General features: G+C 42.3%; 15 protein-coding genes. 9 read left to right on the forward strand and 6 right to left on the reverse strand.

All coding sequences use genetic code 11. The features are described 5' to 3' along the window. The first annotated feature begins 24 nt into the window (after nt 1-24). A complete protein-coding gene (locus tag CXF88_RS01905; RefSeq protein ID WP_101085093.1) occupies nt 25-987 on the forward strand; it encodes a hypothetical protein in 963 nt (320 codons plus the stop codon). 261 nt (nt 988-1,248) lie between these two features. On the opposite strand, the gene CXF88_RS01910 is transcribed toward CXF88_RS01905, so the two are convergent. Further along, nucleotides 1,249-1,926 carry a hypothetical protein gene (locus CXF88_RS01910; RefSeq protein ID WP_101085094.1) on the reverse strand — a complete coding sequence of 226 codons (678 nt, stop codon included), beginning with the start codon at nt 1,924-1,926 and terminating at the stop codon, nt 1,249-1,251. Nucleotides 1,927-2,022: 96 nt separating this feature from the next. Next, nucleotides 2,023-2,631, reverse strand: a complete 609-nt coding sequence (locus tag CXF88_RS01915) for a protein tyrosine phosphatase family protein (RefSeq protein WP_101085095.1) — start codon at nt 2,629-2,631, stop codon at nt 2,023-2,025. A 785-nt stretch (nt 2,632-3,416) separates the two neighbouring features. Here CXF88_RS01915 and CXF88_RS01925 point away from each other — a divergent pair. The 4 genes from CXF88_RS01925 (at nt 3,417) to CXF88_RS01940 (ending at nt 6,427) form a co-directional block, all read left to right on the forward strand. Then, nucleotides 3,417-3,776, forward strand: a complete 360-nt coding sequence (locus CXF88_RS01925) for a hypothetical protein (RefSeq protein WP_101085096.1) — start codon at nt 3,417-3,419, stop codon at nt 3,774-3,776. Nucleotides 3,777-4,178: 402 nt separating this feature from the next. After that, nucleotides 4,179-4,817 (forward strand): DUF1287 domain-containing protein, encoded by a 639-nt coding sequence (locus CXF88_RS01930; protein ID WP_101085097.1) that lies wholly within the window; start codon nt 4,179-4,181, stop codon nt 4,815-4,817. 468 nt (nt 4,818-5,285) lie between these two features. Beyond that, nucleotides 5,286-5,828: a hypothetical protein gene (locus CXF88_RS01935; RefSeq protein WP_101085098.1), complete on the forward strand. Its 543-nt coding sequence runs from the start codon at nt 5,286-5,288 to the stop codon at nt 5,826-5,828. 188 nt (nt 5,829-6,016) lie between these two features. Further along, entirely contained in the window at nt 6,017-6,427 is a 411-nt protein-coding gene (locus tag CXF88_RS01940) for a hypothetical protein (protein ID WP_101085099.1), read from the forward strand. Nucleotides 6,428-6,628: 201 nt separating this feature from the next. Here the strand turns inward: CXF88_RS01940 and CXF88_RS01945 are convergent, their stop codons facing one another. The 4 genes from CXF88_RS01945 to CXF88_RS01960 all read right to left on the reverse strand — a co-directional run bounded on the left by CXF88_RS01945 (nt 6,629) and on the right by CXF88_RS01960 (nt 11,011). Beyond that, nucleotides 6,629-7,063, reverse strand: coding sequence for a cytidine/deoxycytidylate deaminase family protein (locus CXF88_RS01945; RefSeq protein WP_101085100.1), 435 nt, complete (start codon nt 7,061-7,063; stop codon nt 6,629-6,631). A gap of 225 nt (nt 7,064-7,288) precedes the next feature. After that, complete coding sequence (locus CXF88_RS01950; protein WP_101085101.1) at nt 7,289-9,223, reverse strand: radical SAM protein; 1,935 nt, start codon at nt 9,221-9,223, stop codon at nt 7,289-7,291. 274 nt (nt 9,224-9,497) lie between these two features. Continuing rightward, nucleotides 9,498-10,178: a monofunctional biosynthetic peptidoglycan transglycosylase gene (mtgA, locus tag CXF88_RS01955; RefSeq protein ID WP_101085102.1), complete on the reverse strand. Its 681-nt coding sequence runs from the start codon at nt 10,176-10,178 to the stop codon at nt 9,498-9,500. A 191-nt stretch (nt 10,179-10,369) separates the two neighbouring features. Continuing rightward, on the reverse strand, nt 10,370-11,011 hold the full coding sequence (locus CXF88_RS01960; RefSeq protein WP_059745728.1) for a DsbA family protein: 642 nt from the start codon (nt 11,009-11,011) through the stop codon (nt 10,370-10,372). Between the two features lie 236 nt (nt 11,012-11,247). Here CXF88_RS01960 and CXF88_RS01965 point away from each other — a divergent pair, with 236 nt between their 5' ends. The 4 genes from CXF88_RS01965 to CXF88_RS01980 all read left to right on the forward strand — a co-directional run bounded on the left by CXF88_RS01965 (nt 11,248) and on the right by CXF88_RS01980 (nt 16,449). After that, nucleotides 11,248-12,522: a glycerophosphodiester phosphodiesterase family protein gene (locus CXF88_RS01965; RefSeq protein ID WP_101085103.1), complete on the forward strand. Its 1,275-nt coding sequence runs from the start codon at nt 11,248-11,250 to the stop codon at nt 12,520-12,522. 332 nt (nt 12,523-12,854) lie between these two features. Then, nucleotides 12,855-13,808, forward strand: coding sequence for a TAXI family TRAP transporter solute-binding subunit (locus tag CXF88_RS01970; RefSeq protein WP_011638983.1), 954 nt, complete (start codon nt 12,855-12,857; stop codon nt 13,806-13,808). Nucleotides 13,809-14,011: 203 nt separating this feature from the next. Beyond that, entirely contained in the window at nt 14,012-16,045 is a 2,034-nt protein-coding gene (locus CXF88_RS01975) for a TRAP transporter permease (protein ID WP_101085359.1), read from the forward strand. Further along, the gene (locus CXF88_RS01980) at nt 16,045-16,449 is read left to right on the forward strand and encodes a DUF1850 domain-containing protein (protein ID WP_011638981.1); all 405 of its coding nucleotides are present in this window, start codon (nt 16,045-16,047) and stop codon (nt 16,447-16,449) included. Before CXF88_RS01975 ends, CXF88_RS01980 begins: the two co-directional genes overlap by 1 nt. Nucleotides 16,450-16,481: the final 32 nt, after the last annotated feature.

Raw genomic sequence — 16,481 nt, forward strand, 5'->3', positions numbered from 1 at the left:
CGGCTGCTCGAGTAACTCATCATTATGTTTAATCGTATTTCTGTGTTTTTGTATTTAATCTTAGCTTTATCAACCAGTGCATGTGCTATGCCGATAGGCATGACCCAAGCGGGTAGCATTACCGCCCCGACCATTGACGAAGCCAGTGGTTTGGCAGTATCGCGGCTCAACGACAATATATTGTGGGTACATAACGACAGTGGCGACACAGCAAGAATTTTTGCCATCGATACCCAAGGCCATCAGTTGGCCACAGTCAACATTACAGGTGTTAGGAATACCGATTGGGAAGACATCGCCTCGTTCGTTTATCAAGGTGAGTCGTATTTATTGATCGCCGATGTGGGTGATAACCAAGCTAAACGATCGCAATATCAGTTACATCTGATCAAAGAGCCAGATTTAAGCCAGCTTAATGGACAAAAAACACTGGCGGCTAAACCCGTTTGGAGCATGACATTTACCTACCCAGATGGTGCACACGATTGTGAATCTGTGGCCGTTGATGTCGCCAAGCAAAAAATACTGTTATTGAGCAAACGCGATAAACTGCCAATATTATTCGAGCTGCCTTTAATCGCTCCGGTTTTAGGGCAAAGCGCTTCAAGCAATTCATCGGTTCAAATTGTTAACAAACAAGCCAAAAGGCTAGGCGAAATCGCGCCATTACCAACAGCCATGCTCGATTACGCCAGTATCTATACCTGGATTGGTTTTGCCGGGAAACCCACAGCCATGGATATATCAGCTGATGGTTTATCGGCGGTGGTATTAACCTACACTCACGCGTTCTATTTTACTCAAACTGAGCCAGGTGATTGGTTGACGCTGTTTTCTACGCCACCACAAGTGATTTCTCTGCCAGCGATAAAACAAGCTGAAGCCGTGGGTTTCAGCCAAGATGGTAACAGTGTTTTTATCACCTCAGAGATGATCCCAGCACCCTTGTATAAGATGGATTTGAAAGGTTTTCAGACTCAACAGTAGGTGATTTTCTTTATTTTTTAGATATGGCCTACGGCCACTAAGGTCGTGGCGCTTCGCTTACACCTGACTTTTCAAACTCCGTTTGAATTAAGATAGCAAGGTTCCACCCTGCACGGGCCAAAACCACCGTTATTCCGGTAATGCTTTTGAGCCGCAATCCAGCTCTATTCTTTTATGTTTTGTACTTATAGCCTCCGACATGCCCAATGGTGTCGTCGGGTGAAGTTCTAGAGGAACTGCTGGTGGCTTAATCTATGACTATTAGTAACTTAGGCTGAGTGTAGATGGATCATCTGATTCAATGTAAACTGCTCTAAATTGTTTAGAACCATTTTCACCTTCAATGATATTGGTAAAGGAATAGTTATCAATAAATTTAGACAATTCACTGGCACTTTCGTCATTACCATCAAAGTTAAAAGACACTAAACAAATTTTTCCAGCGCAAGAGTAACTTTCCGAATAAACGTGAATTCCCTCTAATTTATACAAACTCTCGGATAAAAGGCTTTCCCGCATTGCTGCATCTTCAGACTTTTCAATTGAATTAATACGTTCAATAAAGTTTTCAAAGTCATTCACGCGGAATGTTTCTTCTAAAGCAATTTGAGATACAGCTCCATCTTTATTTATGAAGCCTGATGTTAACTGTTCAGAACTCTGAAAATGACTTTTATTCAAATGGGTAAATTGGTTGAAGAAATCTTCATTATCCTCATCGACTAATTTTTTTGTGAATTCAATATTATTGGTTACTTCTGCGATTATCTCTTTATCTGTATTCGGTATGTGATTATCTGATGAAGTTTGCAGTTCAGAATTCATTGTCGGTGCGATATCAGGCAGAATAATAGGTTCAGTAGCTTGTTGATTAAAATATGAGTAGCAAAAATAAGTAAAAAATAAAACACAAACAAAGGCGATAATCGATTTCAACATAGTTGTTTTTTCCTTAAAACAAACTGTAGGTACATGACGAGCCTTAAATTACTTTATCGTACCATCACAATATTATCGATATATATACTAATCTGTTTATTGAGCTTGTACGTCTTCAATCAGTTTTTTCCACTGAGGATATTCAGCAAAGCTTTGTTGTAAGTCGCCCCAAGGGGTGAGTGCTTCGGCCATCGTCGGTGCTTTTTTTTGGCGGGTTTGGTATAAATAATAAAAGGCTGATGCACGATAATTAGCCGCGCAATGTACTAGCACGGGTGCGTCGCCATTTTGCTCCATCAGGCTAAAAAATTGCTGTAGATTCTCTTGGGTAGGGTTTTGCCAGTCCACACTAATATTGTGATAGTTCATGCCCAGTTGCGTGACGATCTGCTGCTCATTTTGTAATGCATGCGGATTGTCATTAGGAATAAGATTAATCACGGTTTTGATACCCGCTTGAGCAAGTTGTGCAAATTGCGGCTCTGTGGGTAAACCTGCGGTAATCACTTGCTGGTTATTAAATTTAATCGCTTTTATGTCGCCAAGCTTGCTGGTATCAATGTTGGCCATGCTGCTTGCGCGGTTCATATCGACACTATTCACTTCCGAGCTATTCACACCCGAACTAAATACTCCCGCACTAAAAAAGAAACAACACATTAATATGCTGGTGGACAGTAGGTTATAACGTTGCAGTATATTCATGTGGTTCCCTTGGGTTAATTTAATACGTGGTTGGTATTGTTAAGCTCAAGTTAACCATACCATTGTTAAGTTTTCATATAAAAATTACAGGTCTAAAGTGACACCTTGCAAAGGCCAAACCCACAGTTGTTCCGGTAATGTTGTTGATCTGGAATTTAGCGCTAAGCCGTCATCCTCGAGTGCTTTTATCGGGGATCCAGCTCTATTTTTTGTATTTATGGCCTGCGGCCACTAAGGTCGTGGCGCTTCGCCCACACCAGACCAAGAGGAAACCAACGGCTGTTCCCTCTTGGATCACCCAGCCGCCCCGCAACATTTTCAAACAGCGAAAAGGTCGCCATGAGGTCAAGTTTAACTTTGACCTGCATTTGTGTCTGCTTCAGCCTTATTCGAAAATGCTATCGCTTCCGATGGTACATCCTGTACCGCGAAAGCTAGCCAGACATCCATGTCTGGACTCACGTCATTTTCTTCAACGACCTCAATTCATGGAACCCTGAAAATGTTAAACCAAGCATCATAATGAGATTCTGTGATGAATGGTAAAAATCGGCTGAATGACTAAAAAATACATCTTAAAAGGTGTAATTAGAACAATCGATTAGCAGAAATATTGTACAAAAAATCACTACCGCAAAAAAGAAAATTCCGATAGCATGTTATGTTAATAGTTACCGATTAATATGGATGTGGCATCGGCCAAGTTCAACAAGCGATTTATGCTTTGCAAACAGCGCAACACATAAATACTAAAACGTTATGTGTAAACGGATATCGTCGAGTATATGGATATTTTCAAAGGTATAGATTTCAATGACTCGTTTGTTCTCGGTTGGAGTTCAAATGCAACTGAAATCACATTCAAAATTGAGGCTAGCATTTGGCCTGATTCACCTCATTATCTAAATCCAAAACCTGATGAATATACTTGCTACCGTAAATGTGAAATTCAATTTACGGATTTTACTTCATATTCAGGGCTTTCTGAACAAAGTAGCGTTAACCCAAGCATAGATATAAATGGTTCAATTGATTATGGCAATATAGATTCGTTAATTATAACAAATCAAGGCTTTAAGGTTGTTGGTGAGTTTGGTAACTTAGAAGTTATAAACGGTAAAGTTCAGTTAAAAATTTACACATAACAAGTTGCTCAATTTCGTTCCGGCCACAAAAAGCGTGGCCTCCACGGGACTGCCTACGCTGCGCTACGGCAGCCCATTAGCAATGCGTTAGGAATAGGATTTTCATTTGAAGCAACATAGTGTTCAAGAAGCTTACCTTAAGAAGTTTGAGGACAAATGTCGAATTTGGGTTCATGAGGCGACAGATATGAAGCCTCGCCAATAGACCGGCTAAAAATTGATAACAATTGGCCTGCTGATTCTTTTGAACATTGGCTTGAAATAGTAAAAGATTCATCTAAATAGGTGTTGTAGTGAAACAGAATTTAACAAAGCGTCGAAAAAACACGGTTTTGGCTGGCGTTAAACATTTTAACCAACAATCTCTCTCCGCTCAATTGGGCGTATATTCTAAGGATTGTTATGAGTAAATTTGCATTTCTTCTTTTCTTTTTAAGCTCAGCCGTTAATGCCGCCGAATTTAATAAAGATATCGTTTCAAGCTTAATTGAAAGAACGACTCATCATGTGACTTATGACGGTTCTTATTTTTCAATTCCATACCCTAATGGAGATGTACCGAAAGACAAAGGAGTCTGCACGGACGTTATAATTAGAGTTTATCGTAAATTAGGTACTGATCTACAAAAACTCGTTCATGAAGATATGAAATCTAATTTTTCACTTTATCCTTCGAAAAAGATATGGGGATTAAATTCAACAGACAAAAACATAGATCACCGCCGAGTTCCTAACTTACAAACCTTCTTTAAAAGACATGGTGTAAATTTAAACGTTAGTGATAATAAAACAGACTACTCTGTTGGAGACATTGTTACATGGATGCTCCCAGGTAACTTACCTCATATTGGGATAGTCATAGATCAAATTAATCCAATATCAGGTAACCCTATGATTGTCCATAATATTGGCCGTGGCCCTGAAGTTGATGATATGATTTTTGATTATAAAATAACTGGCCATTATCGTTTTGTGCCAGAGAAGTATAATAAGGATAGTCTGCGCGAAACGTCGTCCATATCCCAAGTGTTAACCCATTAACCATGCCGCCCACCGATAAATTTCTGCCACCCACAATCCATTAGTGCGTTAGCTGTTGGTGCATTACCCGCATTAACTGAATATTGTGAGCATTTAGACCGAAAACGACGACAAGGTGCTGCAAATTGCCAGCGCTGGCTGTGCGCTTAAGTCTTAACTTCCACCCCAAATTACAATTCACCTTGAACTTGATTAACATCAAGTTTTTCAGGTGTGCTGAATTCTGCTGATGACGAATAAACCACTCATATAACGCTAATGATTTAGACATATTGATTGAAGTTGATGAGTTGAGTGCATTGAGCTGAACTCTCGCCAAAGCAATGAAAACAAGATATGTTACTTATGCAAATTATGGGTGGCATGGTTTTGTTGGTTATAGTTTTAGCAAACAATGCTAAAAGCCACGTCTACACATTGAGTGTTAGGCGGGTGCTATCTACTTCACATATATAAAAGGAATTTTCTGTGTATTCTAATATTAAAATAAACTTCACTAACTATTTTCTCATTAGGTTCATCATTTGCATTGCCTTCGTAACATTGTACGGTTGTGGCGGCACTTCTGAAGTGGAAGACGAAAGTATAGCACCTCCCATTGTTTCTGTGCCTATTGATGAAACATTCGATCTAACTGGTTCATGGTTATCAAATTGTGGCGAAAGGAAAAATTTGGCATATTATACAAATGAATTAGTCATAACTAGTGTCAATTTAGAAATAATTCAACATAAATATGATACCTCTGATTGTGCAGGAACCCCTGTAGAATCTATTTCACAAACAATTAATCCCTACAGCTATCCCGAATCGAATCGTGATACAAATGATAAATTTATTGTTGTCGAAGTTTTTCAAGAGCCTCTATGGGAAATGACTGTAAACGTAGAAATTTATAATAACCTTTTGTATTTATCAAATAACTTATCAATTACCTATGAAGGCTATGCTTTCGAGTCAAATCATACAAGTGAAATTAACTATGTTAATTATCTAACAAAGAAAGAATAATTTTTTGTACAAGAAGTCATTAAAGTAGGACAATAAATAGTTGTTTTTTTGATCATCCACTACTTCTTTTAATCGCTTATAAAAGTGAATTTAAAGGTGAATTTAGTGGGGGCAGGGTAAACTTTGGGCGTTAACCATGCCACCCATTATTAAATTCCCATTGTTAAATTTCTGGAGCGAGCTGTATTTTGAGTACTTTTTTAGGCATTTGTTTACTGATACTGCCATTGATCTTTTTTGGCATTTATTCAAATCATGAATTCGATTTATCGCTTTCGGATAACTTAAAGAAATGGAAATGGGGTAAGTATTTTGCCGTTATTCTTGTACTCATATACATAGTCTATTTACTGATGTATGGGCACAGTTACGTTGTAATGGGTGCCGGTGAAACAAGCACGTATTTAGAAGATTGGGTGCTGTATTATCTTGTGCCAGGTTTATGCTTAGCGGCAGTAATATATTCCAAACCAGTAGGTTACTTTTTTGGTGATAATAGCTCAGAGTTTGGCTCATCGATTAAAGAAGATGTCGCTTTTATGCTTGGCCTTCTGTGGTTGTTATTTTTTACTTGGCAAATATTCTTAGAAAGCTTGTAAACGACACGAATTAATCATGGCATCCATTGTTAAATTTTCCATTATTAAATTTTTACCTAGCCTTTTAAAGCCAGCTAGTAAAGTGAAGCTAGACTGTTCACCCTTTACTATGATGAAGTGCCACGCAGGCCATAAATGCAAAGAGTAAACACCTGGATTCCGGCTCAACCGCATTGCCGGAACGACGGTGAAAAAGTAAGGTTAATCTACTTGCATCCAATCGACTTGAACGCCAGCTTGCTCAAACATCTCTTCGCTGACTTTAATCTTATCTCCCCAGCGTGACAGGAAATCTTCGTTGGGTTGTGGGCTATGCACAGCGCGCAATCCTGTTTGGATAATCTTGGCGGCGCAGTTTGGGCAGGGGAAGTGGGTTACCCAAATCTCACAACTACTGAGATCTCGTTTGGCATGCAGAATGGCGTTTTCTTCTGCATGGAGCGTTTTTAGCAGTTTCATTTCACGGTTATCGGTTTCAGCGCTATCTGATATTCCGTGAGGATAACCATTAAAGCCTAGCGAGACGATGCGATTGTTTTCGGTGATTACTGCGCCAACTCGGGTGGAAGGGTCTTTACTCCAAGATGCTACGAGCTCGGCCATTTGTAAAAAGCGTATTGCCCATTTTGTCATCATCTTATTGCCATTCCTATGCTTTATATATCAATGTATTTGGGTGCTATTCTCTATGCAGAACAGTGATAAATCAACCTTCAATATTCTAACCTTGGACCCACTTACTCTTTCTCTTTCTTATATTAAGTAGGGTTATGGTGCGTCTGTATAGCAGAATTAGACTGCCAATTATTTAGGTCGCGTTTACTTATTCTAATGAAATAGCCCGAATCTACTCTTCATTACCTACTCTTCATGACTCAGAATAAAGTTATTAATCGCTTTTGATATCAGGTCTTTCTTCATTGAAGTGCGGGAAACGGGTTCGTTGAACCAGAAACTCATTGGTTGATCGAAGCCGATACCGTGCATGTAGTTGTAGATTGCTTTACGCAGTCCTTCGCCCAGCATGTCATGATCCGTTCCGGTCGGGTCGGTGAAATCGACATCGTTTTCAGCAAATAAGATCTCTGGGCGTTCAGCAAGGGTGATACCAAATTGCTCTGGGTTCATGCCTATCGGGCTGTGGATGGTGGCGACAAAACGGTGCCAATAGGCTGACTGGAAACAACCTAGTTCCATCATCTGACGCACCATTTCTAGCGAGTCTATGGTTTCTTGCTCGGTTTGTGTTGGGAAACCATACATTAAGTAAGCGTGAACCATAATACCGGCATCACTGAATGCTTTGGTTACATGGGCTACGCGCTCAACGCTGACGCCTTTTTTCATCAGTTTAAGTAGACGATCTGACGCTACTTCAAGGCCGCCGCTGACGGCGATACAACCTGAATCTGCCAGTAATTGACAACGATCTGGGCTAAAAGTCCGCTCAAAACGGATATTGCCCCACCAACTGATCACTACGCCGCGTTCAATGAGACGTTTTGCAAACGCAAATAAGGTTTTTGGTGGTAAGGCTTCATCGACAAAATGGAAACCAGTTTGTCCGGTTTCTTCGACAAGCTCTACGATTCGGTCAACCAGCACATCGGCGCCTGCAGTATCGTAGCGGTCGATATAGTCCAGGCTGACGTCGCAGAAGCTGCATTTACGCCAGTAACAACCATGGGCTATGGTCAGTTTGTTCCAACGTCCATCACTCCATATACGGTGCATTGGATTAAGCATTTCACACAAAGACAGGTAGTCACCTAGTGGCAGGCCATCGTAAATTGGGGCGCCAACTTCGCTTTGTGGAATATCATGCAGCTGTGTGTTTTCATTAAAATGGACATAAGGCTGGCCATTTTCATCTTCTGCGAGAAAATAAGTTCGCACTAAATCGTCTATTTCACGTTTGCCTTCAAAGTATTCCAGCAAAGTGATAAGCGGGCGTTCGCCGTCGTCCAGACAGATAAAGTCAATAAACTCAAATACACGAGGATCTTTTAGTGCGCGCAGCTCGGTATTAACAAACCCGCCGCCGATGACGATAGGAATGTCTGGATTAATGGCTTTACAGGTTTGGGCAATACGTAACGCGCCCAGCATATTACCGGGAAACGGCACGGTTAATGCGACAACACTTGGTTGGGTGTCTTCCAGATACATCTCGACCAGCTGCTCCAAAATTTCAGAGCTGAAACTCGGTTCACCCATGAGGGTGTCGTAGAGGTTGTCAAAGCTTGGGTTAGCCGCAGCTAATTTCTCGCCATAACGGCTGACTTCAAAGTAGGGATCAACGCCCTGAGTAATAACGTTCGACAGATCATTAATAAACAGAGTAGCCAAATACTTGGCTTTATCTTGTACGCCTAAATTACCAAAGGCGGCTTGCAACACGTCGCCAGATACCGCTTCCATCTCAGCAATTGCATCAAACGCTGGGCCTTCGGGTAAAAAACGACGCGTGTTAATGCGCATTGCAAGGCTGGGATCTTTGCCTTGTAAAAAGCGAATGGCAGGTTCTACGGTGAGGTGATAACGCTCAAATTCAGCCAAAAAATTAAAGATGACATCTGGCAGTTCGTCGTCTTCAAAGTGTTCGAAGTTTTCTTCTACGTGCTGACGAATAATGTCCAGCGCAGGCGCTGTCATCATCTCAAGGAAAAGCTCAATCGCAGGATCTCGCTGAACCGCCTCATAGCCTCGTGAGCGTAAAAAACCGGTTAAATACGCTGTTGCTGGATACGGTGTATTCAGCTGGGTCATCGGTGGAGTCATTAGAAGAACGGTCATAGCCTGCCTTGATCGTAAAAGCCGATAAAAATGAGCTCGCATTCTAACAGTAAAAATAGTTCAAATCCTGTTAATTCCGGCTTTCATCTGGCTTGCTAGTAGGCATCATGTTTTCGCCACATGATGACGATTGGAAGAGAATAGTATTTTTTTGAATGATATTAAAGGCTAAAGGCTTATCAATGATCAATATTTTGATCTTTTAAATATGAAGGGCAGTTCGAGTTGTTATTGCTCTTAACAAAGAGCAATAACAACGGGCAACTGATGGCGGTTAATTGGTAAGAATAGGCTTTAAATAGCCAGAGCCAAGTTGGCGCATTTGTTTTTCACCCCAAGCGACTCTTTGGCGCAGATATGGGGTTAAATTGTTAGGGTTTCGGTTACGCGGACTCGGCAACAACACTGCTAGGCGCGCCGATTCGTTGTTGGATAAATAGCGGGCCGATTTATTAAAATAGTGCTGGCTAGCCGCTTCTACGCCGTAAATACCTTTACCAAATTCGGCTACGTTTAAGTACACCTCTAAGATACGCTTTTTGCCCCAAATCGCTTCAAGGCTCACGGCCAATATGGCTTCTAACCCTTTGCGAACGAAGCTTCTACCCGGCCAAAGTAATAGGTTTTTGGCGGTTTGCTGGCTGATGGTACTGGCACCACGCAGACCTTGGCCGTCGTCGTACTGGTTAAGGGCTTTAGTTATGGAGGTAAAATCGACCCCGAAGTGCTCTGGAAACAGTTGATCTTCTGCGGCCACTACGGCTAAAGGCATGTGCGCTGGCAGTTCATCAATACTTACCCAGTGCTGACTAACCGGATAATCGCTTTGCAGCATAAATGACGTCGTCGGTGGTGGCACAAATCTAAGCAGCAGTAACAATAGCGCCAGTAATAGCAAAAATCGCCACATGACAAACCATGTCCAACCGAAAAAACCTCGTTTACGATCTGTCATTCACTGCCTCATGTTATGTTTAACGAGCCTGTGTGGGGCGTTGTCGTTTTCGACGTGCAGAGTATAGGATATTGGCCATTAAGGCCAAAGGCTAATCAACGTCGTGCAAACTTTATATCTTAAGTGACGTTTACCTCGTGACGGTGCGTAGAGTCATTAAGTCATGCGGTCCTAATGTCCTTATGGGCTAATTAACTCGGTTGGGTTGTTAACAAAATTGTCTGTATGTCTGCCAAGCTGGTTTGCCATTGATGATAATCAAGCCGAATAGGATAGGCGTTGTTATCGACCATCAGCACTAATGAGGGAAATCCTTGAATGGGAAGTTGGCGAGCAAAATTGATTTCTTTGAGTAATTTATCTTCTGTTTCATCAGCGCTTAATTGCTCTGTGAACAAGTCTGCGGGGATCCCTAATTGAGTCGCAATCGATACCAAAGTATCAACATCAGATGGATTACGCGCGTTCAGGTAATAAGCCTGTTGAATGGCGTTGATCATTTGTTGCTCTAGCCCATATTGGCGAGCAATGATGCTAGCTCTGCATGCTGGGTAAGTTGAACGCCTTGGTTGGCAATGCTGCCAAAAGTCGTGATTAAACACGGTGCCAAGCTGTTGAGTAATTTTTTGCCAGGTTTGTTGTAACATTTGCTGCATGGGTTGCGGCATGGGTTGGTCGGAGTCGGGCGCTAAACCACCGACTAGATAGTGTAGACTCAATTGCTGGCCAAACTGCTGTTGTAGTTGAACTTGCAGAGCATCCCATGTGGGGCGATATCCCCAACACCAACTGCACATTGGATCGTGAACATAATAAAGTGTTGTGTTTGCCATTGTGGACCTCATTGTTAGTTGTTTACTCACTATCGTTTATTTGCTTGTCTATTTACCGTTACCGCAGTTAGGGTCATGTTTTATATTATTCAATCGGTCGGTAAAACAGTAGAAACTAAGGTTGTCATATTAATTCGATAATTCAGTCATATTCATTGCGTAAGCTGTTCCTGATGATGAATTTTTCAGCAAACCATTACAACTGACATTACCGCATTACAACATGGAGCAAAAAGATGACAAGGAAAAAAAGTGTAACACTGGGTATCATTTCAGTTTTAACCAGTACGTTATGGATTTCGGGGTGTAACAGTAACGATAATAATGACACCACTGCAGAAGTGGATAAAAGTGTTAGCGCTCAAGTAGGCCCTAGGCCGCTATTTTTAGTCGGTCAAATGCAAGACAGTGAGTTAAAAGATCAATTAGCGCAATGTGCTTCAAATTCATTTTACCGTACTGACTTTTCTATTGGTCATCGCGGCGCATCAATGCAATTTCCTGAGCATACCAAAGAAGCTTATCAAGCAGCTATCGATTCGGGCGCAGGTATTGTGGAATGTGACGTGACATTTACAGCAGATAAAGAGTTAGTTTGCCGTCACTCGCAGTGTGATTTAGCCACTACCACCAATATTCTTGCTATCCCGGCCCTAGCCAATAAATGTTCAGTGCCATTTTCACCAGCCGATGCCGTCAATGGCGTGAGTGCAACGGCAACCTGTTGTACCAGCGATATTAGTCTTGCAGAGTTTACAACCTTAAAAGGCAAAATGGACGGCTTTAACCCTAATGCCACCACAGTAGAAGAGTTTATGGATGGCACGCCAAATTGGCGCACCGATTTATATGCCGGTAATGGCACGTTAATGACTCACGCTGAAAGTATTGCCTTATTCAAAGCTGCTGGAGTAAAGATGACTCCCGAGCTTAAGTCGGCCAGTGTCAGCATGCCATATGATGGATTTACCCAACAAGATTACGCCCAAAAAATGCTAGATGAATATGCCGCAGCAGGTGTTGATGCATCGCAAGTGTTTCCACAATCGTTTAATTTAGACGATGTAAAATATTGGATAGCCAACGCACCTGAATTTGCCGATCAAGCGGTATACCTTGATGGCCGTGACGAGCAAGCTGGATTTGATCCGCAAAACAGTGCCACATGGTCACCGAGTATGGACACCTTAGCGGCAGACGGGGTCAAGATTATTGCACCACCTTTATGGATGCTGGTTACCGTAGGAGACAATAACGCGATAGTGCCATCTGAATATGCCAAAGCAGCAAGTGCCGCTGGCTTGAAGATTATTGCTTGGTCATTAGAGCGTTCGGGGCCACTGAGTCAAGGCGGCGGTGGTTGGTATTATCAGAGTATTGCTGACGTGATTGATAACGAAGGTGATACTTTTGAGCTGTTAGATGTACTGGCAAAAGATGTCGGGGTAATAGGGGTGTTTTCTGACTGGCCTGCCACAGTGACATATTATGCTAACTGTATGAATATGTAAGGCTTAATAACATTCCAGCCTTTCATTTCATTAGGGCTTACACCATAGACTAAAAAGGTGCCGACATTGTTGGCACCTTTTTATTTCAATTAACTATACTCGTGGATGGCAGAGTATTTATTGCTCGCTGCCCAGACAGCCCTAAAGCAAGTTGGTGATGAAAAATGCTAATGTTGCTATTGGTGTCGTATCGAAGTAACTGAAATCGCGGAATAAAGGCGATTTATAATGATGTTATTAGCCTTTAGTCTATATAGATTGCACAGGATGTCAGTGGTAGTGTAACGACATAATAATACTCATAACAATATAAAAAATAAGGATATTGCAGGATGAAATTAACCAAACGTTTTTGCATGATTGGCGCAGCTGCAGCGCTATCTATTAGTACGGCTGTTATGGCTGCGCCGACATTTATCAATATTCTCACCGGCGGAACTAGTGGTGTTTACTATCCTATCGGTGTGGCTTTATCTCAACTTTACAGCAATGGCATTGAGGGCTCTAAAACCTCAGTACAAGCGACTAAAGCGTCGGTTGAAAACCTCAATTTATTACAAGCTGGGCGTGGTGAATTAGCGCTTGCACTAGGTGATTCGGTATCGGCTGCATGGGAAGGTGATCAGGAAGCCGGTTTTAAAGCACCGCTTAAAAAATTACGCGTTATTGCGGCAACTTATTCTAACTACATCCAAATTGTCGCCAATAAAGATGCCGGTATTAATAGTCTTGCAGATTTAAAAGGCAAACGTATTTCTGTCGGGGCGCCAAAATCAGGTACTGAGCTAAACGCTCGCGCTATTTTTGCTGCTGCAGGACTCAGTTACGACGACATGGGTAAAGTGGAGTTTTTGCCTTATGCCGAATCTGTTGAGCTGATTAAAAACCGCCAATTGGATGCGACTTTACAATCGTCTGGTTTAGGTATGGCTGCCATTCGTGATTTAGCCGCAACAATGGATATCAACTTTGTGGCTATCCCTGCGGATGTTGTCGCTAAAATTAATAATCCTGCTTATCAAGTTGGGGTGATTACGGCCAATACTTACGAAGGCCAAACAGAAGATGTGAGTACGGTTGCGATACAAAACTTATTGGTAAGCCACAGTAAGGTGTCTGATGAGATTGCTTATCAAATGACTAAGCTGATGTTTGAAAACCTAGACCGTTTAGGTACTGCTCACTCAGCTGCTAAGGCGATCAGTTTAGCCACAGCGGCAAAAGATCTGCCTATTCCACTACACCCAGGTGCAGAACGCTATTACAAAGAAGTGAATGCGCTATAAGTAATAGTCTTAAGTTAACAGCGCTTGTTTGGTAAACCCAGCAAGCGCTTGTTTATTTCTGTCTTTCAACCATATTTGCTAACTTCCGTTTTAGATCAAGAGTGACTGATTGAGTCAACGTCATTGTTAATTGACTCATTTTTCTGAGCTGAGGTTATTAGTTGTAGTAAGTGTCGAGGCATACCATGAGCGATCCAACCCAAATTACCGAACCAGAGCAAGGCTTAAGTGCCGATACTCGCAACTGGCCAAAAGCCTTGTTTGCAGTAGCATTGATTTTTTCTATTTTCCAAATTACCACCGCGGCATTTCATCCAGTTTCGACACAAGTATTGCGCGCCGTACACGTGGGCTTTTTATTATTAGTGGTGTTTATTAGCTACCCAGGTATAGGCAAGAGTCAGCCATGGCAACCTTTGGCATGGATACTCGGTTTAGCGGGTATGGCTACAGCGGTTTATCAATGGGTGTTCGAAGCAGACTTAATTCAACGTTCTGGTGACTTAACCCAAAATGACATGATTATTGGTGTGGTGTTAGTCGCTTTAGTGTTTGAAGCCGCCAGACGAGTGATGGGAATTGCCCTGCCAATTATTTGTGGTATTTTTTTAGCCTATGGTTTATTTGGTGAGTATTTACCCGGTGAATTGATGCATCGAGGTTATGGTTTCGACCAAATAGTTAATCAGTTGGCCTTTGGTACCGAAGGCTTATACGGCACGCCAACCTATGTGTCCGCGACCTATATTTTCTTGTTTATTCTGTTTGGGGCCTTTTTAGAGCAAGCTGGAATGATCCGCTTATTTACCGACTTTGCTATGGGCTTATTTGGGCATAAAGTGGGTGGGCCTGCAAAAGTGTCGGTGGTGTCTTCAGCACTCATGGGCACCATTACCGGTTCGGGAGTTGCCAATGTGGTCACCACTGGCCAGTTTACGATTCCGTTAATGAAGCGCTTTGGTTATCGGTCTGCTTTTGCGGGGGGTGTAGAAGCCACATCCAGTATGGGCAGCCAAATTATGCCGCCGATTATGGGTGCGGTAGCCTTTATTATGGCAGAAACCATTAATGTGCAATTTATTGAAATTGCTAAAGCGGCGATGATCCCCGCAGTATTGTATTTTTGTTCGGTGTTCTGGATGGTGCATTTAGAAGCTAAACGCGCCAATTTATCTGGCTTACCCAAAGACCAATGTCCAGATCCGTGGGCAGCAATTAAGCTGCGTTGGTACTTATTAATCCCACTATTTATTTTGATTGGCTTACTGTTTTCAGGTCGTACACCGCTGTTTTCTGGCATGGTTGGCTTAGCACTCACTGCGATTGTGATTTTAGGTTCGGCCATTATTCTCAATCTATCATCAGCTGCTATGCGGTTTGCTTTTTGGATAGCGCTAGGGGTGTTATGTGCAGGTTTTTTCCAATTAGGTATAGGGGTGATGTTTGGCGTTATCGCTATGCTGGTGGTGATTTGTTGGTTTGTTAAAGGTGGCAAAGAAACCCTAACATTATGTGTGCATGCGTTAGTTGAAGGTGCGCGACATGCAGTACCTGTAGGTATTGCTTGTGCGCTAGTGGGCGTGATTATTGGTGTTGTGTCACTAACCGGTATTGCTTCAACGTTTGCCGGCTATATTCTGGCTGTCGGCCAAGATAACTTATTCTTGTCTTTAGTGCTGACGATGGTGACGTGTTTGGTATTAGGTATGGGGATCCCGACAATTCCTAATTACATTATTACCAGCTCAATTGCCGCGCCAGCGTTACTGGATTTAGGCGTGCCGTTAATTGTGTCGCACATGTTTGTGTTTTATTTTGGCATTATGGCAGACCTTACACCACCCGTTGCCCTGGCGTGTTTCGCCGCGGCGCCAATCGCCAAAGAGAAAGGCTTAAAAATCAGTTTATGGGCCATTCGCATTGCCATTGCTGGGTTTATTATTCCGTTTATGGCGGTGTACGACCCTGCGTTAATGCTCCAAAGTGGTGGTGTGCTAGAAACGGTTTATGTGGTCCTTAAAGCGACGGTTGCTATAGGTATTTGGGGCGTGATATTTACCGGCTACTTATTACAAAACCTTTATTGGTGGGAACGTGTTTTAGGCTTTATTGCTGGTGGCAGTTTAATTATGGCGACACCGCTAAGTGATGAGTTAGGCTTTGGTTTGGCACTGGTGTTTATTTTGCACCATGTATGGCGTGCACGTAAGCTAAAACGTTTAGCGCAGGGCGAATAATGCTAGGGCTATGTTTGGGTTTAGCAGGCACAATATGGGCTCAAGTGCCTGCTGAACAGATGACATTGTCTTGGACTCACACCATTGAGAAAATTCGTTGGGCCGAAGATTATCGATTAACTAATGAAGGTTTTATTTTAGAACAAGCAAGAGTAAAAGGCAGTGGCGCAGGAATGGAGATCCCTGCCGATGCAGTGTTAAAAGATGGCAGTTGGCACTACAAACCGCATTTACCTATTTTGCCAATGCTAAAGTTGGGCCGCACGCCAGAAGCTGGCGATTATCAGCTATGTGTGTCATCGACTCAGGCTGGGCAACAATGCCATTCTATGAGTTATTGGGTGGGTGAGCCTACCACTGAGCAGCCCTCCATTGAGCTATGGGGCTGTGATATACCAAGTTAGTTAATCGACATAATAGATAGGCGTTGAAGCAT

This window comes from Shewanella sp. ALD9, from assembly GCF_002836315.1.
In the GTDB taxonomy this organism is placed as follows: Bacteria; Pseudomonadota; Gammaproteobacteria; order Enterobacterales; family Shewanellaceae; genus Shewanella.